Source organism: Bacillus sp. NTK071 (assembly GCF_017303315.1).
Classification (GTDB): domain Bacteria; phylum Bacillota; class Bacilli; order Bacillales; family Guptibacillaceae; genus Guptibacillus.
In genome coordinates, this window is sequence record NZ_JAFKOI010000002.1 from 474361 (window position 1) to 498280 (window position 23920).

Below are 23920 nucleotides of genomic sequence, written 5' to 3' on the forward strand. Positions count from 1 at the left end.
TCTACTCCCTCCTTATTGCTTCAGCATAAGCTGAAGTGCCTTTTTAATGTATTGATCTGTAGTTAGAACTTCACCATCTAGCTTTGGCTTAATTTTCTTAATCTCGCGTTCGGCATATCCAAGCGCTTTAAGTGCTTCAATCGCTTCATCGAGTTCATGAGAACCTTCTTCAGGACTTTCTTCGACAGCGAAGAGTCCTTCTGTTGGTTCGCCGAATCCTTTTAACTTTCCTTTTAAATCAAGAATGATTTGTCTTGCTGTTTTCTTACCGACTCCAGGAAACTTTGTAAGAAACTTCTCGTCTTCCAACTCAATAGCATTCACAACTTTATTAGGCTCTCCAGTAGCTAGAATAGCGACAGCCCCTTTTGGACCTATCCCTGAAACATTCAACAGCTTTTCAAATAATAGTCTCTCTTCACGAGTAGGAAACCCGTAGAGTGCGATTAGATCTTCTCTTACATAGTGATGAGTAAAAATTTGAATCGACTGATTTCGATACTTTTGAAACTCAAAAGGATTACCACAATAGATTTTATAACCAATAGCATTCGACTCTACTACAATATACTCCGTATCAATATATTCAACCGTGCCTTTAATATATTCAATCAAAGCTCTCTCTCCCCTACATACATACGAACGTGTATTTCTATCTCTCCATTCTACCACAGTATGAAAGAAAAGCGGAAGCGACCGTTTAGGTCCAAAAAACGCTGGAGCCTTTCGAAATGAACACGTTCTTTGTGTTCAGGGCGAAAGGTGAAGCGTTCGAGGACCTGGTCGCTGCAGCTAGATCAAAAAAGCGGAAGCAACCGTTTAGACCCGGCAGGCACTGGAACAATCCAAAACGAACACGCCTTTTGTGTTCGGGTTGAATGGTGAAGTGACCGAGGGTCTGGTCGCTGCAGCTAGATCAGAAAAGCGGAAGCGACCGTTTAGGTCCGAAAAAATCCTTTCGAAATGAACACGTTCGTAACACACAAAAGCCTGTCCTCATTGGACAGGCTTCGCTGTTTTAACCTTACAGAATGTTTGTAGCATACTTTCAAAATGATACCATGATTCCACTGGTATTCCATCCATCAATTGCTCACGTCTAGAGCTTTCAAGTTTGCCTACATCGATTTGGAAAAACGTTTGGATAACTTTTTCATCTTCTGGACTACCATCAAAAATCGAAAGTATACCATCTTCTGTTAAGCCAAAATGGCCACTTTCTTTACTCGTAGGAGAAATATCTTCAATGTTCCGCTCAAAAATCATGCGTCCCTCTTCTTGGTCAACAAGCTGCCAGTCCGCATACTGATTCCAAAAATCTTCCATCGCCCATATTGTTTCATTCACAGTTTGCTTAGTTGAAACCCCATCCGCATAATTCGTCCTAAGAATGACTTCAACTTCAAGTGGTTCATTCACTTCTTGCTGTACAGGAACTTTTCTGTTCTCTAGACCAGTGTCGTTGCCTTCATTAGCTAATGCCGAAGCTCCACCGATGGTCATGAGAAGCGCTAACCAAATAATCGGATAAAGGTTTTTCATATCGTTTCAATCACCTTTCTTCCATTATAAAGAAGTTCATTTCGTTAGCGTCCCCATACTAAAGCAAACTATGCATACAAACGATAATAAGGTTACATCTGGTTATATACGTCATCATCAACATCTGCATTGTGGTAAACATCTTGAACATCATCGTTATCTTCAAGCATATCTAGAAGCTTGAGCATGTTGAGGCCATCTTGCTCTTCTAAATGCGTATACGTTTCTGGAATCATTGTAACTTCAGCCGAAGCAAAATGAATATCGCTTTCCTCTAATTGATCTTTTACATTTTGGAATTCCTGTGGGTCTGTATAAATCTCAAATGATTCTTCATGTGTTTCCATCTCTTCAGCTCCAGCTTCAATTACTTGAAGCATTAGTTCATCTTCGTTTAAGTTTATTTCTGATCGATCAATCACGAGCGATCCTCTTCGATTAAAAAGAAATGACACACAGCCATTTTCGCCCATGTTGCCTTTGTTTTTATTAAACGCATGGCGAACATCTGCGGCCGCACGATTTTTGTTATCTGTTAGAAGATTCACCATAACAGCCGCTCCACCGGGACCATACCCTTCATAAGTGACGTTTTCATATTGAACGCCATCAAGATCACCAGTCGCCTTCTTAATGGCTCGGTCAATATTCTCATTTGGCATATTGGCAGATTTAGCCTTGTCCACAGCTAATCTTAATGAAGGATTTGTTTCCGGATCGCCTCCCCCACTTTTCGCAGCAACAAAAATTTCCTTCGCTAACTTCATAAATACTTTACCGCGCTTCGCATCCTGTGCGTTTTTCCTACGCTGAATATTTTTCCACTTTGAATGTCCTGCCATCTCAAATGTCTCCTTTCCACTTATCTCATTTTCCAACTATAGCATAGGGAATGAGAGACAGAAAAGCATCATGCATATGTAGAAAAGCAGGCATTCGCCTGCTCTTTTGTGAGAAGTTATTTGTTGTTTTCAAATGGGCGCTTTGCAGCATTTCCAATGTCATCTAGAATCGCATTAACATCAGACTGAACTTCTTTAAAAGCATCTCCATCTTCAAGACGATTGTTCACATCGCCCATACGTCCGAAAACATCTTCATCAGTAGAAATGGAAATGTTTTTCTGCTTCGTCACTTTTGCAACTTCACTACGAACGCTGTCTTTAACGTCAGCATCGTTTCGATCATTCGTATCAACAGCAATCATAATTTGATCACCGTATACAATCACACGCGCATCTTCAACGTTCTTCAGCTTTTCAATACGCTTTGAAAGTCGATCTGACAGCTCATTATCATAGCCAGAATAGTTGTCATCTGTTCTCATATACCCAGGACCATTCATTCCATTTCGTCGATCCATCTGCTTCTTATCTGGAGCTTTTACCCCATTATTATAGTCACGATCAATCATATCGGTAACTGCACCTTCTCGGTAGTCACCATTATTATCTTCGCTCGTGTAATAGCCGATTGGACGACTGGAATCATTGTAACGAGTATCCATTGCTTCATTGTCCGCAGTACAACCGATTAAACCACCTGCAAGCATCATCGTTGAAAGCGTCAAGACTGATTTTTTCATATTAGAAAACCTCCTTTCATCATTAGAATGTCAGGAGGTCGTCTGTTTTAATCTGTTATATCTAGGTAACGCTGGTACCTATTTAAGAACTAAGCTCATTAAGGCCGACCTAACATCATCCTGTTGCGCCGTTTTAATTAACAGTTGTTTTCTTCCATTAGGTTCCATCAACCATTCACGATAAAAATCAGCAGGGTAGGCAATTAACCTACGTAAAGAAGGATTCGTCAGGCAATTATTTAATGCTGGAATTGTATAGTTCGTCAATTCATCAAGCGACCAGTCACAGTAAGGAAGCATCCTGTTAATGAGTTGTAAGTAATCGTATTCCTTAGGTGCATAAACAGCTAAATCACCATCGATTAATAACAGGTTATGGCGATTGAAGATAAAATTATGATGTGCAGGATCACCATGAACAATGTATCCATTGTTAAAAGCATCGATTTCAAGGTCATCAATGCTCATTTCCGAAAGAACGTATTGACCAATTTTGATATACCGCTGAATAAGTGAATTTTGTTCTGCAGAAAATAACTCTGGTTGCACAGAACGAGTAAAACGAAAAAAACGGGTCGTCCATTTTTGCTTAAGTGAAATTCTAGGTATGTTTTGGAATTTATGACCAGTTGCTTCTTGATGGAATTGAGCCACTTTTTCAATTGCCAGCTGACGTTCTTCTTTCACTGAATAAAGCAGACTTCTTCCAGGGATAAATTCCATACAAGCCCAGTAAACACCATTACTTTCCTTAACCCATTCTCCGTCCACAAACGATATAAATGATACGAATGAAGCTGGACAACAAGTTGATAGATAGATCTGTTTGCTGAGAACATCGCGTTTAAGCGCGCCTTTTATAATGACTTTACACCCATTGGAGTATGTCCCTTCCCATACTAAAGGTTTGATAAAATTTATTTGATGGAAAAAAGGACGGATCCCGTTCAGGATACCGTCCAGTTCTTTTCTAACGTGATTCTGCATAGCTGCTTTCCATACCCATGTAATCCATCATAGGGCCTTTATTTGCTCCCTGTACATATCCTGGGTTAGCGTATTGAGACATTTGGTGATAAGGGGATACCTGGTTTCCACCACAGCCGCAGTCCTGCTGGTGATACGGTGAAAGCATAGGTTGGTTAGGGTATGGCGCCATCATACCCCCAACATTTTGATTCGGATTCCCCCCGTATGCACCCATTATAGCTTCAGGGTATTCTTCATTCCCTTTATGAGCATAAGGTGATTGCATTCCTGCTACATTTCCTGGATAGCCTGGATTACCATGACCATTCATAGATGCACCTGCTACATGTCCTGGATAACCCATATTCATCTGCTGAGGATACCCACCTGAAGCTCCTGCTACATTTCCTGGATAGCCGTAATTGCCTTTATTTCCATAGCCTTCGTAAGCTCCTGCTACGTTTTGGTTTGGATAACCATTGCCATAATCCTGGGCACCAGCTACATTTCCTGGATAGCCTGGCATTCCGCCGTACCCTTGATTACCATAACTTGCTCCTGCTACATCGGAGCTTTCTTCCCCTTTTTGACCATACTGATTCATCTCTGCTCCTGCTACAGAGCCAGGGTAACCATTATTCCCCTTGTTTCCATAGCCCTGATAGGCGCCTGCTACATTCTGATTCGGATAACCATTACCATAATCCTGGGCACCAGCTACATTTCCTGGATAGCCTGGCATTCCGCCGTACCCTTGATTACCGTAACTTGCTCCCGCTACAGATCCTGGATACCCATTATTTCCTTTGTTCGCATACCCTTGATGAGCTCCGGCTACATTCTGATTCGGATAACCCATTCCATAATCTTGTGCACCTGCTACAGATCCTGGATAACCTGGCATTCCACCATAACCCTGATTTCCAGAACTTGCTCCCGCTACATCTGAGCTTTCTTCCCCTTTTTGACCGTAATTGTTCATCTCTGCTCCCGCTACAGATCCTGGATAACCATTATTGCCCTTGTTCCCATAGCCCTGATAGGCGCCCGCTACATTTTGATTCGGATAACCATTACCATAATCTTGTGCACCCGCTACGGATCCTGGGTAGCCAGGGTATTGACCTTTGTTTCCAAAATCCCCGTAAGCACCTGCTACGTTCTGATTATTTGGGTTACCCATATGAGCGCCTCCAACTGAATTCGGATAACCAGGGTAGCCATGGTTGTTCCCTTTATTGGCATACCCCTGAACGCCACCGACAGCTCCTTTACCTTCATTCATCGGCATAGCAGGTGGAGGAGGCATTTCCATTGAAGAGGATTCAAATTCGCTTAGTACATCCTCATCTTTCATTGGATAAAATAAGTTCTCTGCTTTGCCTTTTGCTTTTTCTACAGGTTTCTTTTGTGCAGGCTTTTTCGCTTCAGCTTTCTTTTCTACAGGCTTTGTTGATTTGGGTTTAACCTTTTTAGGTTTTTCTTCTGTAGGCATCATGTTCATGTTCATGTTTAAACCCATATTTAATTCATTATTAATAGGCATATTAATTGATGGCTTTTCTTTCGGCTTCATCATTGGCGCTTCTTTTTTCTTTGGCATTTCCTTCTTCATTTCTTTCATCTGCATTTCTTTCTTTTTAACAGGCACTCCGCCTGAAGGAATTTTCACTTTCATTCCTGGCATAATCATATCTGGGTTTTTGAGCTGCGTATTAACAGCTTTCAATTGTTCAAAATCCACACCATATTTTTTAGCGATTTTCCATAAAGTATCGCCTTTTTGAACGACATGTATTTTCAAGCTAAAAAACTCCCTCCTGTACAATATCAGTACAATGAAATTCAGTACAGTGTATGCGTGACTGGGCAGATTGCTACCTTTTTTAAAGGCAAATATCATCACATTAATATGCGGGGAATTCACGACCTATGTATGCCTTCCTTGTTATAAAAAAAGAAAAAAGAATCAGACAAGTTGTCTGATTCTTCATTCGTTAGAACCTATGTAGCATTCTCTCCAATGCTCTGGATGCAAATAAAGATGTTTCAGGATCCACCTTTATACGATTTGTTTGTTTTCCATGATAAACCTCTTCAAGCGCCCATAATAAATGAGGAAGATCAATTCGATTCATTGTAAGACATGGGCACATATTAGGATTTAACGACACGATCGTTTTATCAGAATGCTGCTGAATAATACGATTCACTAAATTCATTTCCGTTCCTATTGCCCATTTCGATCCACTCTTGGCTTGTTCAATCGTTTCAATAATCATTTTCGTTGATCCTGAATAATCAGAGGCTTCTACCACTTCAAAACTACATTCAGGATGAACAATGATGTTAACATCATTATACTTATCTCGTACATCCGCAATATTTTGCAAAGTGAATTTTTCGTGTACAGAGCAATGTCCCTTCCATAGAATCACTTTGACGTCATCATAACTTCCTTCGTATTCAAGGGTATCAGTGATAGGGTCCCAAATCGCCATCGCTTCAAGGGGAACGCCTAATTCGTAAGCTGTATTTCGTCCCAAGTGTTGATCGGGTAAAAAGAGAACGCGCTGTTTATTTGTAAATGCCCATTCTACCATCGCCATTGCATTCGAGGAGGTGACCGTCGCCCCTCCGTACTTGCCCACAAATGCCTTAATAGCTGCTGTAGAATTTACGTAGGTAAGTGGAAGGATGGTATCGCCAAATAGGGTAATGAGTTCATTCCAAGCACGCTCTGTTTGGTGAATAGTAGCCATATCCGCCATGGAACAGCCAGCTCGCATATCTGGTAAGATAACAATCTGATCATCTTCCGTCAGAATATCCGCTGTTTCTGCCATGAAGTGTACACCACAAAACACAATCGCTTCTGCTTGTTTATTTAGCGCTGCTAACTGTGCGAGCTGAAGAGAATCGCCCGTATCATCAGCAAATTGAACAACTTCATCTTTTTGATAGTGGTGTGCAGGAAGATACAACCTGTCTCCCATTTCGTTTTTAATTACAGTAATTCGTTTAACTATTTCCTCTTCTTTTAAATTTTTATAGTGAGCGGGTATACCATTTGGCACAGTGAGTGCATCTAAAATATTCATTCTTCTACTCCCTTCATCCTTACACTTATATCGAGACTTTTAACAGAATGGGTTAAACAACCAAGCGAAATGTAATCTACTCCTGATTCAGCAAAAGAAGCTAGATTTTGAAGTGTAATGCCACCAGATGCTTCGGTTATGATGCGATCAGGTACTAATTTACAATAGCTAGCTGCTTCAGAGGGTGTGCAATTATCAAACATAATAATATCTGCGGAAGCTCTTACCGCATCCCTGACTTCAGTTTCTGAACTTGTTTCCACTTCTACTTTTGTCATATGTCCTATACGCTTTCTGACGTGTCCAACCGCTCGTTCAATACTCCCGAATTGAGCAATATGATTGTCTTTTAACATGACCCCACCATCAAGAGTGATTCGGTGATTATATCCTCCACCGCACCGCACAGCATACTTCTCATACATACGAAGACCAGGCGTCGTTTTCCTCGTATCACAAATTCTAGTATGAGAGCTGTTCAGGATTTCAACAGCATGTGCAGTCATTGTTGAAATGCCACTCATTCGCTGTATCATATTTAAAATGACTCGTTCCCCAGTTAAAATAGCTCGTACGCGCCCTTTTACTGTAGAAATGACATCTCCTTGATGAACGTAATCTCCATCCTTAATATAGACGTCTACAAGGAGATCTTTGTCGATTAGATTGAAACCTATTTCAATGACTTCCTTACCACAGAAAACGCCATCTTCCTTCACAATAAAAACAGCTTCTCCATATTCATTTGCATCAAATAATAACTCACTAGACAAATCAGCACTGCCAATATCCTCAATGAAAAATTGCTCCAGATCGTTCTTGAGCTTCAACCCAATCATCCTGTGAAATCCTCCTGATTAACCGTTTTTGCTTAAAACTTTGTTTTTGATAAGGGTAATCTTCTCGAAAATGACCCCCTCTACTTTCTGTACGCATCAATGCAGAAGTCGCCATAAGCCAGCTCGTTTGTAACATGTTATAGTGCACAATTTCTTCTTTCGTACACGCTTCCACGAACCTCCCACGCCAATCAAGCTGCCGAATAGCTTTGGTAAGCCCCTCGCTCGATCGACAAATGCCGACTTGACGATCCATTACTTCTCGTAAATGATTGATTGACAGCATGTTCTTAGACACATTTATCCTCATGTCTATTTTGAAGGACATTCTAAACTTTCGATTAGATTGCAGAATCCAATTTGCAGATTCATTTGCAAACACAACTCCTTCTAAAAGCGAGTTACTGGCCAGTCTGTTTGCACCATGTACACCTGTATTTGCCACTTCTCCAAGAGCAAACAATCCAGGAAGTGATGTTCTACCATAGCGGTCTGTCGCGACGCCACCCATTAGAAAATGCGCACCTGCTTTTACTGGAATCTTCCCATTATGTAGTAGCACTCCGCTCTGTTCAGCTAGCTTAGAAATTGTTGGAAATCGCTCAATGAATCTTTTAATCATTGAGATGTCGAGATAAACTTCAGATTCTTCCTGAGCAATTGTTCTCGCCACAACGTCACGAGGAGCAAGTTCTAGCTGATCGTGAATTCCTTCCATTAGTCGTTTTCCATCACCTGTTAGAAGAATAGCACCTTCTCCCCTTACTGCCTCAGAAATAAGAAAAGGATGTGATCCATTGCTTGCAAACATTGTTGGATGAAACTGCATAAATTCAAGATCAGATAAAACAGCCCCAGCACGGTAAGCGATCGCAATACCATCACCGGTAACTGAAGTATCATTAGACGTAACAGAATAGAGCTGCCCCGCTCCACCAGTAGCTAAGATCGTATAAGCTGCTGTAATCGTAATCATTTCCCCTGTCTCATTCATGACATGGGCGCCATAACATTCCTCATCCATTTTGAGTAAATCAATAGCTAGATGATTCTCTAGAATCGTGCAACGCTCTTTCACACGACATATTAAGGTGTTAACTAATTCCATACCAGTAGCGTCGCCACCTGAATGAAGAATGCGCGATACACTATGAGCTCCTTCCATACCTCTTTCATATTGACCATTAGCATTTTTATCAAATTGGACGCCCATACGGACTAGCTGTTGAATTTGTTTCGGTCCCTGTCGAACGAGCAGTTCAGTTAGTTCCTCATTATTGTGAAAAACCCCTGCGCGAATGGTATCAAAGAAGTGGTTTGTCCAGCTATCATCCTCTGTTGTAACAGCTGCGATTCCTCCTTGAGCTAAGCGCGAATTGCTTCTACCAAGTTCAGATTTTGTGATAATAGTCACATTCTTTTCCGTCGAAAGAAGATCTGCAGCCATCAGACCTGCCAAACCACTTCCAATCACAAGTACTTCAGTATCCACGAAACACCTTCTCTCACTTCACAATATCGAAATAAACAACCATTAACTTAACATGTGTCTTGACACCTATATTTACATATATTTAAATAAATAACAAGACTGAAAATAAATGAGGAAATCAAAATGATTTATTTAGACTATGCGGCTTCTACCCCTATGTCAGATCTCGCAATCATGACGTATACAAAAGCAGCTAAAGAATACTTTGGCAACACACAGAGTTCACATGATGTCGGTACCGACGCCTCTCAGTTACTTGAGTTAGCACGTACCACTATTGCTGCACATTTAAATGGAGATCCTTCAGGTGTGTACTTCACTTCTGGTGGTACGGAGGCAAATATACTGGCACTAACTAGCCTCATCAAACGTTATCCAAAAGGACATCTCATTACTGCACATGGTGAACACTCATCTGTTCTCCACACTTTTGCAAAACTAGAACAAGAAGGGTATCGAGTAAGCTACCTCACCTATAATCATGAAGGCAAAATTGAGCTTGAGCGGTTGCTAGAAGTCATTTGCGAGGACACCATTCTCGTTTCTATTGCGAGCGGAAACAGTGAAACCGGAGCAACTCAGCCTATTGAAGAGATTGGTAGAGAACTATCTATTCGCAACATCCTTTTTCATACTGATGCCGTTCAAACTTATGGAAAAATGCCTTTAGATGTGCAAAAAATGTGCATATCCGCCTTATCAATCTCCTCTCACAAGCTTCATGGTCCAAAAGGAGTCGGTGCTTGTTACATCACTCCCTCCGTTCCTTGGAATCCCTTGATTCCTGGAACTGTTCATGAGAAAGGGTTTAGGCCAGGAACTGTTAATGTTCCGGGAATATGCTCTTTCACAGCTGCGGTAGAGGAAACATTCGGACGAATGGCGTACGAACAAAAAAGACTACAAAACTTACGATCCTACCTCCTCAATAGAATCGTTCATCCGAATATTGTAATCGAAGGTCAGAAGCAGCCCGGATTGGCTCACATTGTTGGTCTTCGTATCAAAGGACTCGAAGGACAATATGCTATGCTCGAATTCAATCGAAAGGGTATCGCGGTATCTACCGGCTCTGCTTGCTCAGTTGGGCAACAAAACCCATCGAAAACGCTTCTCTCTATGGGTCGTACTGAGGATGAAGCACGTGAGCTAATCAGAATCAGTTTTGGAAGAGATACGACAGAGGAAGATCTTAAAAAAACTGTTGACGTTTTTCAAGAAATCCTTACACGCTGTTCAGCAACAAAGATATAATAGGAATACACATTGCTGCTAAGGAAAGGGGTTCTATAGAATGGGACAAGAAGGCACAAAAATACTTGGAGAAAACAGAAGGCTACTCATATTACAATGGTTAAAAGAGAGCGATAAACCATTAACCGGAAGTGATTTATCCAAACGTACAAACGTAAGTCGACAGGTTATCGTCCAGGATATTTCATTATTAAAAGCAAGAAATGAACCAATTATTGCTACCTCACAGGGGTATATCATATTTGATGCAGAGAGAAAAGAATCACGAATCGAACAGGTTGTTGCCTGTCAGCACTCACCAGATGACACTAAAAATGAACTATATACAATTGTAGATAATGGAGGAGCTGTTAAAGATGTTACAGTCGAGCATCCCCTTTACGGTGACCTTACTGCTTCCCTTTTTGTAAGTAATCGCCTTGAAGCTGATCAATTTCTCGCGAAGCTTTCTGTAACAAATGCATCACTCCTCTCCGAGCTCACATCAGGTGTCCATCTTCATACCATTGAAGCGAGCTCTCAATCACAGCTTAAAGCCGTTTGTCGCGCATTAAAGGAACAAGGATTTCTTTTAGAACAAGACTAGAAAAAAAGAACGGCGGATGATCCGCCGTTCTTACTTATTTCTATTTTATTTAGTGCGAATCTTGTCCATTAACAACGAAGCACGGATACTCCCCGAGCACAGATATCCCAATTCCAAGCGCTTGTATTTCCTCCATTACGCCTTTGAGAAGAACATCACGGTTCGGTCGCTCAACGTCAATAATAAAGAAATAATTACCAAGACCAGTCTTCATCGGCCTTGACTCAATCTTCGTTAAGTTAAGGTTTCGCCAAGCAAATGCCGCTAATACTTGATGAAGGGCTCCTGGATAGTCTGATGGAAGTATGATTTTATACGTAACTCGGTCTTCTCTAAATAGCGGTGTACGCGGAAGAGCTTTTGGTGTTCTATGTAGAACGAGAAATCGCGTATCGTTATCTTCCGTATCATGAATGTTGGACTTTGCAATCGCTAATCCGTATTTCTCAGCTGCAAGCTCATTCCCTATCGCAGCTTGCTCTATATTCCTATCACTTTGAACATATTCAGCAGCTGCACTTGTCGATGCTGCATTGCTAAGTTCTGCTTCTGGTAGTTCTTTCTGAAGAAATACATGGCATTGTGCAATGGCATGAGGATGTGACAGCACACGTTTCACTCGTCTCCAGTCACTCTGCTCGGGATGGATTAAAAGGTGCTGTCGAATTGGCAAAACAAGCTCTCCAACGATGGGAAGCGATACTTGTTGAGAAAGAAGATCAAGCGTCATGTTGACTGATCCTTCAATGGTATTCTCTAGTGGAACTACACCATAATCAACTTCCCCATTTTCTACAGCTTCCAGGCAAGCGCGAATTGTTGGAAAAGGAATTCGCTCCTGCTCTTGAAAAAGCGTTTTTGTCGCAATTTCTGTGAATGTTCCTTCAGGTCCTAGAAATCCTATCTTTTTTTGAGTATCCATCTTTTCCCCCTATGCTCCCGATCCGATGATTTCAGCATTGTTCACTGCTTCAATTTCTTTTATTCTCTCAAGTAAACTGCTTAGTTTAAGATTTGATTCGCCAATTTCCATTGTTAAAATAACCGTCGCATAGCCCTGGAGGGGAATCGTCTGGTTGATTGTTAGTAAGTTGCAACCGAGCGAAGCCACCGTGCTAAGCACCCTCGAAAGGGCTCCAGAACGATCTTCCAGATGAACAGAAAGCGTTACAATCTGTTCAATAATCATAGTATGGAACGGCAGGATTGTATCACGGTATTTGTAAAATGCACTTCGACTGACTCCAACTTGATCAATCGCTTCTCGGACTGACTCAACCGTTCCACTCTCAAGCAGTAGCTTAGCTTCAAGCGTTTTCAACATTGAGTCAGATAATACATCTTCACGAACGAGATAGAAATTCTTGTCTTCTTTGCTCATTCTTCCCCTCACCTCTATCGTGGCCAGCTACTGGCCATTTAATTTCAGATGGATTTCGTCCTTCACTTCTATGTAATGACAAAAAAGACCGCCCTCTCTTAAGGACAGTCTTCTCCGTTCATCAGTCTACGAACTCAAATTCGAACTCCAGAATTCGAACCGCATCTCCATCTTCAGCTCCACGCTCTCTTAGCGCATCATCAATTCCTAAGCTACGCATTTGTTGCGCGAATCTTTTGACGTTGTCTTCTCGGTTAAAGTCTGTCATCTTGAATAGCTTTTCAATTCGAGGTCCATTGACAACAAATGTTCCATCACTGTCACGCGTCACAAAGAATTCTGGTGCACCTTTTTCATGACGATACATCACACGTGTTTCTTCTTCTTTATCTTCATCAAGAGGGAATTCAGGCGTTGTTTCAAGCTTGTCTGCAATCTCAAACAAAACTTCCTGAACACCCTGTCGTGTTACAGCAGAAATCGGATAGATCGGGAAATCATCTTCGAGTTTTTCTCTAAAGATTTCAAGGTTCTCCTCAGAATCTGGAAGGTCCATTTTATTGGCAACAATAATCTGTGGACGCTCCATCAGACGCATTTTATACTGCTTTAACTCATCATTAATTTTTAAATAGTCCTCGTAAGGGTCGCGCCCTTCCATTCCAGACATATCAATAACGTGTACGATAACACGTGTACGCTCGATATGGCGAAGGAACTGATGTCCAAGCCCCACACCCTCGTGTGCGCCTTCAATTAGTCCTGGAAGATCTGCCATCACGAAGCTACGATTATCTTTCGTATCAACCACACCTAAATTCGGTGCAATCGTTGTAAAGTGATACGCTGCGATCTTGGGTTTAGCTGCAGATACAACAGAAAGAAGCGTTGATTTACCTACACTAGGAAATCCAACTAAGCCAACGTCAGCAAGAACTTTAAGTTCTAGCGTAACATCTTTCTCTTCTCCTGGCTCTCCATTCTCAGAAAGCTCCGGAGCGGGGTTTGATGGTGATGCAAAACGAGAGTTTCCTCGACCACCGCGGCCACCGCGTGCTACAGTAGCTCTCTGACCATGCTCAGTTAAGTCAGCAATCACTTCTCCACTTTCTGCATTGGAAACAATTGTACCAGGTGGAACCTTAACAACCATATCCTCTGCATTACGACCATGCTGATTCTTCGAGCGACCATGCTCACCCGTTTTGGCTTTAAAATGACGATTGTAACGGAAGTCCATAAGCGTACGAAGACCTTCTTCTACTTCGAAAATGACGCTTGCGCCTTTTCCTCCGTCTCCACCCGCTGGGCCACCATCCGGTACATACTTCTCACGACGGAATGCAACCATACCATTACCGCCATCGCCTGCTTTTACAAATACTTTGACCTGATCTACAAACATTCTTTCACCTCATTTAATCAAAAACGTGCTAACTAGCTCCTGATTATTTTGCTCTAATTCAATCAATTTAGCGCTTTTCACATCAGGATTTTCGAACGCCAGCTTGAGCTTGTTTTGATCGGAAACTTCACCTTGAAAATCAAAAACAAGATGAATTTCTTCATGGTACAACTGAAGCGTCAATAGTAAGTGATGATCTGTTGGTATTTCTACCATTGAATCAAGCACTTCTATGCATTGAGTTAACAACTCAACTAAATCAGCTTCATAAGCGGAAATATCATACTCGTCCCCGATCACTTCAAAATCCAACTGAAATAAATGGCTACACCAGTTAAACGTTAATATATATTCTGCAAGTTTCGGAGCATTTAAATTCGATAATTTTGCTTCCTGTCTCGACTGGATAATAATTTCTTCAATAATTTCCTTTGCCCTGTCCACGTGATCCAGTGCAAGGTTGCCTTTGATCAACTGCAAACGATTTAACCAATCATGACGAGAATGGCGCAGAACGTCAAAGGTATTCCACTTTTTAGACATAATTGCACTCCCAATGCTTTAACCATTTCCTTCATTATAACAATATATATAAAGTCTGTATGTTACTTCCCCTAAAAGAAAACAATCTTATGCGAATTATTTGTGCATCGTCATTTGTTTATTCAATAGGCTATGTTAGTGAGCAGTGTTGATTTTTGGCCCATTTACGCCCTGCGGTGACCAATCGCTTCGAGCAAATTCATTTGCTCAGACGATTGGTCACCAAAGGACGACCTTTCAGCAGAGCTGAAAGGCGAGTGAAACTAAGATTTCACTCGAATGAGCCAAAAATCGAGAAATCAACAATAAGAGCTAACATAGCCATTCAATAAAAACCATTATATCAAAAAACTCTAACCGTTCGGTTAGAGTTTTTCTTAAGCTGCTTATGCTTCTTTGGCAACTGGATATACACTTACTTGTTTACGGTCACGTCCAAGACGCTCGAATTTAACGACGCCATCGATTTTCGCATATAGAGTGTCGTCTCCACCGCGGCCAACGTTTGCTCCAGGGTAGATCTTAGTTCCGCGTTGACGGAAAAGAATTGAACCGCCGGATACGAACTCGCCGTCTGCGCTCTTCGCGCCAAGACGCTTGGAGATTGAATCACGGCCGTTTTTTGTACTACCTACACCCTTTTTCGATGCGAAAAACTGTAGATTCATTTTCAACATATTGTCCCACCTCCTATGTGTGAGTAATTTGGATATGCTTGCCGTATTCTTCGGCAATTGCTGAAATGGAAACTTCCATTCCTTGAAGGAGAAGCTGGATATTCTCATCCGTACGCTGATCCAGACGAGCTGGAACGGTACAGCTGAGATAGCCACCTTCATCCTCCATGTCAACTATGAGATGTACATCGCAAAGGGATTCAATCGCGTTCACTGTCCCAATCGACACGGCAGAAACACCTGCGCATACTAAGTCATAGCCGTACGGGCCAGACTCAGCGTGTCCAGATAGAGAAAATGAAATAATGCGATTGTCAGAATCGCGCTTCAAGTTGAAACGTATCATCGTTGATATCCTTAAGCGTTAATTTTGTCGATAACTACTTTAGTGTAAGGTTGACGGTGTCCTTGCTTACGACGGTAGTTTTTCTTAGGCTTATATTTATAAACCGTAATTTTCTTACCTTTACCGTGCTTGTCAACTTTACCAGTTACAGTAGCGCCTTCTAGCATTGGAGAACCAACTTTAATGTCATCTCCACCTACCATTAGCACACGGTCAAAAGTAACCGTTTCACCAGCTTCAGTGTTAAGAAGCTCGATGTAGATTTCTTGACCTTCAGTAACCTTGATTTGTTTACCACCAGTTTCAATAATTGCGTACATTACGTGCACCTCCTCTAATACTAAGACTCGCCATTGCAGGTGCTAGAAACTAGCTTAAAAACCTGTTCTTGAGCGGTTGTAGCTCTTTGGGTGCTTCCAAACGAACTAACCACTAAATCATACCACAGCTAAAATTATCGTGTCAATGTAATATATACTACTTCTTTTTTCTGTTTCTATACAATAGAACTTAGCGGTAGTCCAGCCTTCTTCCTTTGCATTTCAAAAAGACCGAGCTTTGTAAAGCCCCCTACTTTTAAACGAGGATCTTCTTTTTCCTTGCTCTTAAGTAAAGTAACTAGCTTCCGTTGATCTTGTTCATCCACTCGAAGGAAGTCTACAACAATCAAGCCACTAATGTTACGGAGTCTTAACTGCCTTGTGATTTCTTCAATAGCTAAGACGTTCACTTCATAATGCGTTTGACTCTTCGTTCCGTATTTTGATCCGCCCGTATCCACATCAATAGCCGTTATAGCATTTGTTTCTTCAATATGAAGTTTCCCTTTCCCGATTTTAATGGTTTTCTCCATACTTGCTATTGTCTCTTCAAGTTTGCTTACTTTCTTTTGATGGTGTGGAAAAGCGGATACTTCCACATTATTTTTTAGAAAAGGCAGGAATTCTTCAATCGAAGAAGCGGAATTGGAAACAATACCTGTGACACGCTGCAAAGGAAAGACCTTGCTAACTTGTTCACTTAAACCTTTTGCTTTCTTGATTGTGAATGGAGCTCGTTTGGTAGACGCTTTCTCCACAAAACATTGCCATTTTTTTCGATGATGTTGAAGCTCAGTATACAATTGCTCTTCATCCACGTAGCCTGCGCTTGTCCTAAAAATAAGACCTTCTTGTTCAATACAATGCGTTTTGGCAAAGGCTAGTAGCTCTTCCCGTTTCAGATGAAGCTGTTTTGAAACCGCTGAATAACCAGCATAAGGCATGTAAACAAGCGTCTCTCCAGTAAACGTTACTAGCTCGGTAACAATTGGTCCTTTACGGTTGACACCCTGATGCTTCACCTGAACAAGTATAGCCTGTCCTTCCTCAAGACATTCAGAAACAGCCGGTTGCACTCCTCCGGCTGTCTTCCGATATTGAGCTAGCGCTAGTTCATTTCCATTAAGTAATCCTGGCTTTCCACGTCCAAGAGAAATGAATGCCGCGCTTTTTCCGTCCAAAACGGCAGACACTTTCCCAAGGATTACATCACCTTGCACTGGTTTATTATCATTTATTTGTTCAAGCCAAATATCCGTAATTTCGTTATCTATTTCAATTGCGGCTGCACGCCACTCTTTCTTTTCAAGGACAATTAATTGCATAACCGTTCTCCTTTTGCCCGTTTTTCTCTATTCTACCGAAATAACGAGCCTACTGCACATCCGATTTGATTTTTCTTAAAGTACGCTTCAAGCAATTCGTGTTCATCTGTTTCGACGTTCAGATTCTGTATAAAGATTTGATAATGTTTGCCCCTCGAAAAAGTGGCTAGAATATCATTTAATTTCATCTCTGGCATAACAGAAAGAACTTGATTCGATCCACGATACTTCTTGGAATATCGTTCAAGCAAAAATCTGAGATAAATATACTGATGATGTCTCCACTCTTTAAAATGTGCAACACACAGAAACAAAATAACCATCCATAAATTTAGATGAAGGGGAAAGGCACTAGCTGTCAATATGATAAGAAGTAGAAGAAAAAACAGTGAAGAACGAATCATTGTACGATGAGCAGCTTTAAAAGGGTAAATTGAGGTATATAAGAGAAAAAGAAGCTTTCCACCATCGAGCGGCCATATTGGTAATAAATTAAATAGCAGAACCATCATGTTATGGAGCATAAATAGTTCATACATCTCATGCCAAAGCCCCATATAATGAAAAAGTGTACCGATTCCCATCATCCAGATATGTTGGGCTGGTCCTGCTAGAATAACAACCAGCTCTTCCTTTAAAGGGCGATTCCCGTGTTCATCAACAACTGCAACACCACCAAAAGGTAGCAAAATGATTTCATTAACTCGCCACCCGAAATAACGTGCTGCTGATGCATGGCCCACTTCATGGATAAGCACAACTGCGAACAGCAGCAGCATCTCTCTGAATCTTCCAGTTAGTAGAGAGAGTCCTATTGTCATCCAGAACAATGGATGGATTGTTATGAGACGAAACATTATTCAATCGGTACGACCTGAAGAGGGTCAATAAAGGCTTCGTTCTTCTTTATGGCAAAATAGAAGGTACCTGTTTCCCCGTCTTCAGAGTTCGTCACACTTCCAAGTTTGTCCTTCGTTTGAACAAAATCATAAAGCGATACATCGATCGAATCCAGCATGCCATACCACGATTCGCTTCCATCGGTATGCTGAACGACCACTGTTTGACCAGTCCCATCTTTATTCCCTGCATAAGTTACGACCCCAGCATTAATGGCTTCTACCTCTGAGCTTAATACGGTCTCTACCATAATCCCTTTACCTGTCGTCTCAAAGTCCTCGAGAACCTTTCCACTAGCAGGCAGAGCATATACAGGCTTTTCTCCCGCAGTTGTTGATTCTGGAGCAGTAGGAAAGAGAGCAACTGGATTCCCAAACTTTCCTTCATACCATTCCTTTACTGTTGCGAACTGAAAATCTTGCACCATTAGATTTGATACGTACCCCTGGATAGGTGCAACTCTCTCACTGTCTGCTTTAAAAAGAATTCCAGCGCTAAGGAATAAACACGCAGCTATCATCGAACGAATCATGAAACTTTGCTTGTTAAATAGCGGATGAATTTTAACCTCCGTATCTTGAAACGAGGAGGATGAAACTTTGTCATTCATTCGATCATTGCGCACAACAGAGCGTACAGGCTGGCGCTGTTTTTTCCTAGAATTGAGCCTTTTTCGAATCTCATCCAGATCGTTCCCCATTGCTCACCCTTCCTTCCTATAAGTAGTATTCAGTTTATGACTTGTCCGGAAGAGTTATGTCTTTTGTAAGATAGTAAGGTGACCATTGAGGTAGAACATAAAGAAAGTGAAATTAAAAAACCCCGGCCAATTGGCCGGGATTATGAACGCATTCCAAAAAACTTTTTGACTTTCGTTAACATGCCACGTTCTTCTTGAAGAGATAGAAGAGGAACAGACTCACCAAGAATTCTACGTGCTATATTCCGATAAGCAATGGAGGCTTTAGAGCTTGGATCAAGTGCAATTGGCTCTCCTTTATTTGATGCTCGAATAACTGAATCATCATCTCCAACGATACCGAGCAAATCAATAGCAAGAATAGAAACAATCTCATCAACGTCTAACATTTCTCCGCTTTCCATCATATGATTTCGTATACGATTGACGACAAGCTTTGGTGCTTCAATATTTTCTTCTTTCTCAAGAAGACCAATGATCCGGTCTGCATCACGGACGGCTGATGTTTCAGGTGTCGTAACCACAACTGATTTATCTGCACCCGCAATTGCATTTTTGAATCCTTGTTCAATACCTGCAGGGCAATCAATTAGCACGTAATCATAATCCTGCTTTAATTCATCAATGATTCTCTTCATCTGATCTGGCTGAACAGCAGACTTATCTTTCGTCTGTGCTGCTGGAAGCATATAGAGAGCTTCAAAGCGCTTATCTTTAATTAAAGCCTGATGAAGGCGGCACCTTTCCTCCGCTACATCGACGAGGTCATAGATGATGCGATTCTCTAGTCCCATGACAACATCGAGGTTTCGTAGTCCAATATCCGTATCCACCAGACATACTTTCTTCCCCGACAGTGCAAGAGCTGTTCCGATGTTTGCTGTCGTTGTGGTTTTACCCACACCACCTTTTCCGGAAGTAATGACGATAGCGTCTCCCACACAACATTCCCCTTTCTGTCTACAACCTTGTCAAATTCGGTCTAACTTTAGTTAGTACTTGAATACGATCTACGCTAATTTCTGAATAACCTTCTCTGACGAATGCACATTCTGCTTCATGAACTGCAGTACCTGCTTGATCAGGCGGTCTACTGATTAGTTCAGCAACCTTGAGCTGTGATGGTTTCATAACAGCTGCTGTAATGACAGCGTTGATGTCTCCATTTGCGCCAGCATGTGCAATCCCGCGAAGTGATCCCATGATGAAGATATTACCCGCTGCTTTCACAGTACCACCAGGATTCACATCTCCAATTAAAAGAAGGTCACCTTCCACTTCAAGAACCTGTCCTGAACGAACCGTTCTTGTTACAGATGTAACAGTCGTTCGTTTCCGCTCTTCTTCTGCTTCTTCGCGTGAAATGACATTTGAATCAATACGATCCACATCAAGGTTCTGCTTTGATTGTATCATTGTTCGAAGGGTCTCTTCTTGATCTCTCGTTAAATAACGATTTCCTAGTTTTAACGTAACTGTGATCACATTTCCTTCCGTCTGCTGGATATGACGGGCGGAAAGCTTTTCATCTAATTCATTTATAACATCACGAAAAGCGCAGGAATCGTCTAAAATCAGATTCAAGCCATCTTTCGTCCCTTTAATCGTGACAAACTGCTGTGTTTGCTTTTGAGCCATAGACAATTTCATTCACCTCAACATAGAATAATTCAACGCTGCTAAAGGAAACTCCTTCTTTTGGCCTGATTTTCTTGTCTACGGCTTTCAGATAATTCTTCCAATAACTGCTTCACAGGATAATAAACAACAAGTAGAAAGACACCATTAAGAATTAACGAAGGAAGATAACGGTCATAGAAAAAGGCATGAAATGAAACATCCGTTACGTTAATTAATGAAAAAAGTTCATATACATAGAATTCAACCAACGAGACACCGAGAAGTCCAAGTACAAGCACCGTAAACCAATTAAGTTGAAAAACCTTCGATAAATAACCGATTATGTAGGCTGCAACCGAGATTCCGAACATATACACACCAACAAGGTCTGTATAAATTAAATCATGTAAGAGTCCAAATCCAATCCCATAAATAACGCCATATGCTGGACTCATCATCATGCCAACCATAACAACAATTACCGTGACAAAACGTGGAATCAGCTGAAAACCAAATCCATAGTGCTCAGGTGCAAACACTTGAAAAACAGTTCCCTCGATTAAAAAAAGAACGAAAAGAGTACCAATTAGAAGAAAGCGCTTCATTCCTCTTCACCTTCTCCATTATCAGGTACTACGTTCTGTGCTCCGCGATCAATAACCATAACGTTATTAATGTCATACAAGTCAGCAGCAGGTTTAACAAGAGCCGTTTGTGTTGTACCTACATTATCTGTCTCCACATCGACAATTTTACCAATGACGATCCCGCGTGGGAATATCCCGCCATTTCCTGCAGTAATTACAGTCTGACCTTTTTTCACCTTAATATCTACAGGGATTTTTGAGAATAAGAGAACTTCTTTTTCAGTATCATATCCTTCAATTGTACCAAAAACATTCTTATCTTCCTGTGTCATTGCAGCGATTCGATTTGTTCTGTCTACATCACTAACAAGCTGTACAGTAGAAGAAAACGGTTGAACGTTTTTCACTTTCCCAATAAGACCATTAGGAGTAGCAACTGCCATGTTCACTTGTACCCCGTCTTGCTTCCCCTTATCAATGGTGAGCAAATCATTCCACCGATCTGGTGAACGAGCAATCATATTCGCATGGAACGTCTGATAATTAGACAAGCCTGTAGACGGATCGATGTCTAGCTCGCTTTTTAGTTCTTCATTTTCTTTTTTAACGGTTTTCAATTCTTCAGATAAGGCGACAAATTCATTGAGTCTGGACTTTAGGAGCTCATTCTCCTCGTACATGTCCTTCATATCACCAATACTCTCAAATAAACCCGCTACTGAATGAGCGGGTTTATAAAAGATTGACTGAATCCAGCCAACTGAATCCTTGAAAAATTGCTCAGGCATTGTCAGAGCGTTACGCTCTTTCATTGAGGTTCCAATGAGTGCGACGAGAACAATTATACTAACAAGTAGGACAACTAGTCGTTTATTTGAAAAAAATTGTGGCATGCCTTACACCTTCTTACTACTTCTGTTTTGAGCGGGAGGTAATACCAGCTCTAGATTTAAACAGATGAATATTTTCTAGCGCACGCCCTGTGCCAATCGCAACGCACTCAAGCGGATTTTCAGCTACAATGACAGGCATTTTCGTTTCATCACTAATCACCTGATCAAGGTTACGAAGTAAAGCCCCGCCTCCAGTTAGTACAATCCCACGATCCATAATATCTGCAGCTAGTTCTGGAGGTGTTTTCTCAAGTGTTACTTTAACAGCTTCAATAATACTGTTCACTGTGTCACGAAGAGCACCTGATACTTCATCAGCAGACACACTGATTGTCTTCGGTAGTCCAGTTACTAGGTCTCGTCCACGAATGTCCATCGCTTCAATACCTTCTGTAGTTCCTGCTGAACCAATTTCAAGCTTAAGTTGCTCGGCTGTGCGTTCACCGATCATCAAGTTATACGTCTTCTTCACATATTGAATAATGGACTCGTCCATTTCATCACCAGCAATGCGAATCGATTCGCTCGTTACAATACCACCTAGAGAAATAATCGCAACTTCAGTCGTACCTCCACCAATATCTACGACCATACTACCAGTAGGCTCCCAAACTGGTAAATCAGCACCAATTGCAGCTGCAAATGGCTCTTCAATCGTATAAGGTTCACGCGCGCCTGCCTGACGCGTAGCATCTTCTACTGCTCTTTTCTCAACAGCCGTAATTCCAGAAGGGACACAAACCATGACATTTGGCTTTCGCGCAAAGACTGAACGGTTTTTCTGCGCTTGTTGAATGAAATATTTCAGCATTGTAGCTGTCGTTTCAAAATCAGCAATGACTCCATCTTTCATTGGACGAAGTGCAACAATATTTCCTGGTGTACGACCAATCATATTCTTAGCGTCATTACCGACTGCCTCAATTGAACCTGTATCTGTACGAAGCGCAACAACTGAAGGCTCCCTCACAACGACGCCTTTACCTTTTACATATGCCAGCGTATTAGCTGTACCTAAATCTATTCCCATATCTCTTGAAAATCCACCAAACATTTATGTTAAATCTCCCTTCAATTCAACCAAAACTCATAAATATGATTATACTGCATCAGTATTGAAAACGGTAGTGGGAAAACGTGCTATCCCGTGTCCGTTTTATACGTAACCTTTTTCTTTTAAACTAATAAACTTTTGATCTCCGATAATAATGTGATCAAGCATATCTATACCAAGCATCTTCCCACATTCCGCTAAGCGTTTTGTGACTTCAATATCTTCTCTACTTGGTGTAGGATCACCACTTGGATGATTGTGAAAACAAATCAATGAAGCAGCCGAACGCCTAAAAGCTTCTCGAAAAACTTCACGTGGGTGTACAATCGACGCATTTAAACTACCGACAAAGACGGTTTGACGATGTAACACCTGATTCTTCGTATTTAAGTATAAGCAAACAAAGTGTTCCTGCGAGAGAAAACGCATGTCTTCCATCACATAGTTCGCACCATCTTCTGGTGAACGGATCGTATAGCGCTCTTCTAATTGAAGGCGACTAACTCTTCTCCCGAGCTCCATTGCTGCGATTAGCTGTACGGCTTTCGCAGTTCCAACCCCGTTTAGAGAGGTTAACTCTTCAATACTTGCATCTTTTAGAAGTCGAAGTCCTTCAAAGTACTGGATAATGCGATAAGAAAGTTGAAGGACAGACTCCTGCTTTGTTCCTGTCCTGAGGATAATAGCCAATAACTCTTGATTGGATAACGTTTCAGGACCGTCCTTCATTAAGCGCTCTCTCGGGCGCTCTTCTTCAGGATAATCACGAATCATTAAAGGTGTTTTCAGCAACACGCTTCC

General features: G+C 41.4%; 27 protein-coding genes and 1 other annotated feature. Of the genes, 2 read left to right on the plus strand and 25 right to left on the minus strand.

The genetic code is table 11. From position 1 onward, the window contains the following. Window positions 1-12 precede the first annotated feature (12 nt). From ruvA to nadB, 9 genes are all read right to left on the minus strand, one after another. Window positions 13-615, minus strand: a complete 603-nt coding sequence (ruvA, locus tag JI666_RS06770) for a Holliday junction branch migration protein RuvA (protein ID WP_206890050.1) — start codon at window positions 613-615, stop codon at window positions 13-15. 381 nt (window positions 616-996) lie between these two features. After that, window positions 997-1542 carry a BofC C-terminal domain-containing protein gene (locus JI666_RS06775; protein WP_211201447.1) on the minus strand — a complete coding sequence of 182 codons (546 nt, stop codon included), beginning with the start codon at window positions 1540-1542 and terminating at the stop codon, window positions 997-999. A 92-nt stretch (window positions 1543-1634) separates the two neighbouring features. Continuing rightward, window positions 1635-2384, minus strand: coding sequence for a YebC/PmpR family DNA-binding transcriptional regulator (locus JI666_RS06780; protein ID WP_206890052.1), 750 nt, complete (start codon window positions 2382-2384; stop codon window positions 1635-1637). A gap of 116 nt (window positions 2385-2500) precedes the next feature. Further along, entirely contained in the window at window positions 2501-3127 is a 627-nt protein-coding gene (locus tag JI666_RS06785; RefSeq protein ID WP_206890053.1) for a YhcN/YlaJ family sporulation lipoprotein, read from the minus strand. Between the two features lie 78 nt (window positions 3128-3205). Beyond that, window positions 3206-4114, minus strand: a complete 909-nt coding sequence (locus JI666_RS06790; protein WP_206890054.1) for a phosphotransferase — start codon at window positions 4112-4114, stop codon at window positions 3206-3208. After that, window positions 4098-5900: a SafA/ExsA family spore coat assembly protein gene (gene safA, locus JI666_RS06795; protein WP_206890055.1), complete on the minus strand. Its 1803-nt coding sequence runs from the start codon at window positions 5898-5900 to the stop codon at window positions 4098-4100. The genes JI666_RS06790 and safA overlap by 17 nt, the downstream gene beginning before the upstream one ends. A 193-nt stretch (window positions 5901-6093) precedes the next feature. After that, on the minus strand, window positions 6094-7197 hold the full coding sequence (gene nadA, locus JI666_RS06800) for a quinolinate synthase NadA (protein ID WP_206890056.1): 1104 nt from the start codon (window positions 7195-7197) through the stop codon (window positions 6094-6096). After that, window positions 7194-8036: a carboxylating nicotinate-nucleotide diphosphorylase gene (nadC, locus tag JI666_RS06805; protein ID WP_206890057.1), complete on the minus strand. Its 843-nt coding sequence runs from the start codon at window positions 8034-8036 to the stop codon at window positions 7194-7196. The genes nadA and nadC overlap by 4 nt, the downstream gene beginning before the upstream one ends. Beyond that, window positions 7990-9528 (minus strand): L-aspartate oxidase, encoded by a 1539-nt coding sequence (gene nadB, locus JI666_RS06810; RefSeq protein WP_349769307.1) that lies wholly within the window; start codon window positions 9526-9528, stop codon window positions 7990-7992. Before nadB ends, nadC begins: the two co-directional genes overlap by 47 nt. A gap of 123 nt (window positions 9529-9651) precedes the next feature. Between nadB and JI666_RS06815 the strand changes: the two genes are divergently transcribed. Next, window positions 9652-10782, plus strand: a complete 1131-nt coding sequence (locus tag JI666_RS06815) for an IscS subfamily cysteine desulfurase (protein ID WP_206890058.1) — start codon at window positions 9652-9654, stop codon at window positions 10780-10782. A gap of 40 nt (window positions 10783-10822) precedes the next feature. Then, complete coding sequence (locus JI666_RS06820) at window positions 10823-11368, plus strand: transcription repressor NadR (protein ID WP_206890060.1); 546 nt, start codon at window positions 10823-10825, stop codon at window positions 11366-11368. A gap of 49 nt (window positions 11369-11417) precedes the next feature. Here the strand turns inward: JI666_RS06820 and pheA are convergent, their stop codons facing one another. From pheA to radC, 16 genes are all read right to left on the minus strand, one after another. After that, window positions 11418-12290, minus strand: a complete 873-nt coding sequence (pheA, locus tag JI666_RS06825) for a prephenate dehydratase (RefSeq protein WP_206890062.1) — start codon at window positions 12288-12290, stop codon at window positions 11418-11420. Between the two features lie 9 nt (window positions 12291-12299). Then, complete coding sequence (thrR, locus tag JI666_RS06830; RefSeq protein ID WP_206890064.1) at window positions 12300-12749, minus strand: transcriptional regulator ThrR; 450 nt, start codon at window positions 12747-12749, stop codon at window positions 12300-12302. Window positions 12750-12870: 121 nt separating this feature from the next. After that, complete coding sequence (gene obgE / locus JI666_RS06835; protein ID WP_136947687.1) at window positions 12871-14154, minus strand: GTPase ObgE; 1284 nt, start codon at window positions 14152-14154, stop codon at window positions 12871-12873. 9 nt (window positions 14155-14163) lie between these two features. Beyond that, complete coding sequence (locus JI666_RS06840; protein ID WP_206890066.1) at window positions 14164-14697, minus strand: Spo0B C-terminal domain-containing protein; 534 nt, start codon at window positions 14695-14697, stop codon at window positions 14164-14166. A gap of 386 nt (window positions 14698-15083) precedes the next feature. Beyond that, window positions 15084-15374, minus strand: coding sequence for a 50S ribosomal protein L27 (gene rpmA, locus JI666_RS06845; RefSeq protein ID WP_048312611.1), 291 nt, complete (start codon window positions 15372-15374; stop codon window positions 15084-15086). Window positions 15375-15387: 13 nt separating this feature from the next. After that, complete coding sequence (locus tag JI666_RS06850; RefSeq protein ID WP_098444404.1) at window positions 15388-15720, minus strand: ribosomal-processing cysteine protease Prp; 333 nt, start codon at window positions 15718-15720, stop codon at window positions 15388-15390. Window positions 15721-15731: 11 nt separating this feature from the next. Further along, window positions 15732-16040: a 50S ribosomal protein L21 gene (gene rplU, locus JI666_RS06855; RefSeq protein ID WP_206890068.1), complete on the minus strand. Its 309-nt coding sequence runs from the start codon at window positions 16038-16040 to the stop codon at window positions 15732-15734. 13 nt (window positions 16041-16053) lie between these two features. Continuing rightward, window positions 16054-16128 (minus strand) — a sequence feature (ribosomal protein L21 leader region). Between the two features lie 88 nt (window positions 16129-16216). Further along, window positions 16217-17365, minus strand: coding sequence for a ribonuclease E/G (locus JI666_RS06860; protein WP_206890069.1), 1149 nt, complete (start codon window positions 17363-17365; stop codon window positions 16217-16219). 32 nt (window positions 17366-17397) lie between these two features. Further along, window positions 17398-18222 carry a M50 family metallopeptidase gene (locus tag JI666_RS06865; protein WP_206890070.1) on the minus strand — a complete coding sequence of 275 codons (825 nt, stop codon included), beginning with the start codon at window positions 18220-18222 and terminating at the stop codon, window positions 17398-17400. After that, the gene (locus JI666_RS06870; protein WP_206890071.1) at window positions 18222-18965 is read right to left on the minus strand and encodes a M23 family metallopeptidase; all 744 of its coding nucleotides are present in this window, start codon (window positions 18963-18965) and stop codon (window positions 18222-18224) included. Before JI666_RS06870 ends, JI666_RS06865 begins: the two co-directional genes overlap by 1 nt. A gap of 140 nt (window positions 18966-19105) precedes the next feature. Beyond that, on the minus strand, window positions 19106-19906 hold the full coding sequence (gene minD / locus JI666_RS06875) for a septum site-determining protein MinD (RefSeq protein ID WP_206890072.1): 801 nt from the start codon (window positions 19904-19906) through the stop codon (window positions 19106-19108). 19 nt (window positions 19907-19925) lie between these two features. Continuing rightward, window positions 19926-20603 (minus strand): septum site-determining protein MinC, encoded by a 678-nt coding sequence (gene minC / locus JI666_RS06880; protein ID WP_206890405.1) that lies wholly within the window; start codon window positions 20601-20603, stop codon window positions 19926-19928. Window positions 20604-20644: 41 nt separating this feature from the next. Next, window positions 20645-21190 (minus strand): rod shape-determining protein MreD, encoded by a 546-nt coding sequence (gene mreD, locus JI666_RS06885; protein WP_206890073.1) that lies wholly within the window; start codon window positions 21188-21190, stop codon window positions 20645-20647. Next, on the minus strand, window positions 21187-22065 hold the full coding sequence (gene mreC / locus JI666_RS06890) for a rod shape-determining protein MreC (protein WP_206890074.1): 879 nt from the start codon (window positions 22063-22065) through the stop codon (window positions 21187-21189). The genes mreD and mreC overlap by 4 nt, the downstream gene beginning before the upstream one ends. Window positions 22066-22081: 16 nt before the next feature. Then, on the minus strand, window positions 22082-23119 hold the full coding sequence (locus JI666_RS06895) for a rod shape-determining protein (protein WP_048312584.1): 1038 nt from the start codon (window positions 23117-23119) through the stop codon (window positions 22082-22084). A 102-nt stretch (window positions 23120-23221) separates the two neighbouring features. Then, complete coding sequence (gene radC, locus JI666_RS06900) at window positions 23222-23893, minus strand: RadC family protein (protein ID WP_206890407.1); 672 nt, start codon at window positions 23891-23893, stop codon at window positions 23222-23224. Window positions 23894-23920 lie beyond the last annotated feature (27 nt).

Coding starts and splice junctions, on each gene's coding strand:
- JI666_RS06790 (WP_206890054.1), bottom strand. CDS start 4,114: ATGCAGAATCACGTTAGAAAAGAACTGGACGGTATCCTGAACGGGATC.
- nadA (WP_206890056.1), bottom strand. CDS start 7,197: ATGAATATTTTAGATGCACTCACTGTGCCAAATGGTATACCCGCTCAC.
- JI666_RS06780 (WP_206890052.1), bottom strand. CDS start 2,384: ATGGCAGGACATTCAAAGTGGAAAAATATTCAGCGTAGGAAAAACGCA.
- nadC (WP_206890057.1), bottom strand. CDS start 8,036: ATGATTGGGTTGAAGCTCAAGAACGATCTGGAGCAATTTTTCATTGAG.
- JI666_RS06775 (WP_211201447.1), bottom strand. CDS start 1,542: ATGAAAAACCTTTATCCGATTATTTGGTTAGCGCTTCTCATGACCATC.
- rpmA (WP_048312611.1), bottom strand. CDS start 15,374: ATGTTGAAAATGAATCTACAGTTTTTCGCATCGAAAAAGGGTGTAGGT.
- JI666_RS06815 (WP_206890058.1), top strand. CDS start 9,652: ATGATTTATTTAGACTATGCGGCTTCTACCCCTATGTCAGATCTCGCA.
- mreC (WP_206890074.1), bottom strand. CDS start 22,065: ATGCCACAATTTTTTTCAAATAAACGACTAGTTGTCCTACTTGTTAGT.
- JI666_RS06850 (WP_098444404.1), bottom strand. CDS start 15,720: ATGATACGTTTCAACTTGAAGCGCGATTCTGACAATCGCATTATTTCA.
- JI666_RS06840 (WP_206890066.1), bottom strand. CDS start 14,697: ATGTCTAAAAAGTGGAATACCTTTGACGTTCTGCGCCATTCTCGTCAT.
- JI666_RS06870 (WP_206890071.1), bottom strand. CDS start 18,965: ATGGGGAACGATCTGGATGAGATTCGAAAAAGGCTCAATTCTAGGAAA.
- JI666_RS06820 (WP_206890060.1), top strand. CDS start 10,823: ATGGGACAAGAAGGCACAAAAATACTTGGAGAAAACAGAAGGCTACTC.
- mreD (WP_206890073.1), bottom strand. CDS start 21,190: ATGAAGCGCTTTCTTCTAATTGGTACTCTTTTCGTTCTTTTTTTAATC.
- JI666_RS06865 (WP_206890070.1), bottom strand. CDS start 18,222: ATGTTTCGTCTCATAACAATCCATCCATTGTTCTGGATGACAATAGGA.
- minC (WP_206890405.1), bottom strand. CDS start 20,603: ATGGCTCAAAAGCAAACACAGCAGTTTGTCACGATTAAAGGGACGAAA.
- JI666_RS06860 (WP_206890069.1), bottom strand. CDS start 17,365: ATGCAATTAATTGTCCTTGAAAAGAAAGAGTGGCGTGCAGCCGCAATT.
- radC (WP_206890407.1), bottom strand. CDS start 23,893: ATGATTCGTGATTATCCTGAAGAAGAGCGCCCGAGAGAGCGCTTAATG.
- obgE (WP_136947687.1), bottom strand. CDS start 14,154: ATGTTTGTAGATCAGGTCAAAGTATTTGTAAAAGCAGGCGATGGCGGT.
- pheA (WP_206890062.1), bottom strand. CDS start 12,290: ATGGATACTCAAAAAAAGATAGGATTTCTAGGACCTGAAGGAACATTC.
- rplU (WP_206890068.1), bottom strand. CDS start 16,040: ATGTACGCAATTATTGAAACTGGTGGTAAACAAATCAAGGTTACTGAA.
- JI666_RS06785 (WP_206890053.1), bottom strand. CDS start 3,127: ATGAAAAAATCAGTCTTGACGCTTTCAACGATGATGCTTGCAGGTGGT.
- JI666_RS06895 (WP_048312584.1), bottom strand. CDS start 23,119: ATGTTTGGTGGATTTTCAAGAGATATGGGAATAGATTTAGGTACAGCT.
- thrR (WP_206890064.1), bottom strand. CDS start 12,749: ATGAGCAAAGAAGACAAGAATTTCTATCTCGTTCGTGAAGATGTATTA.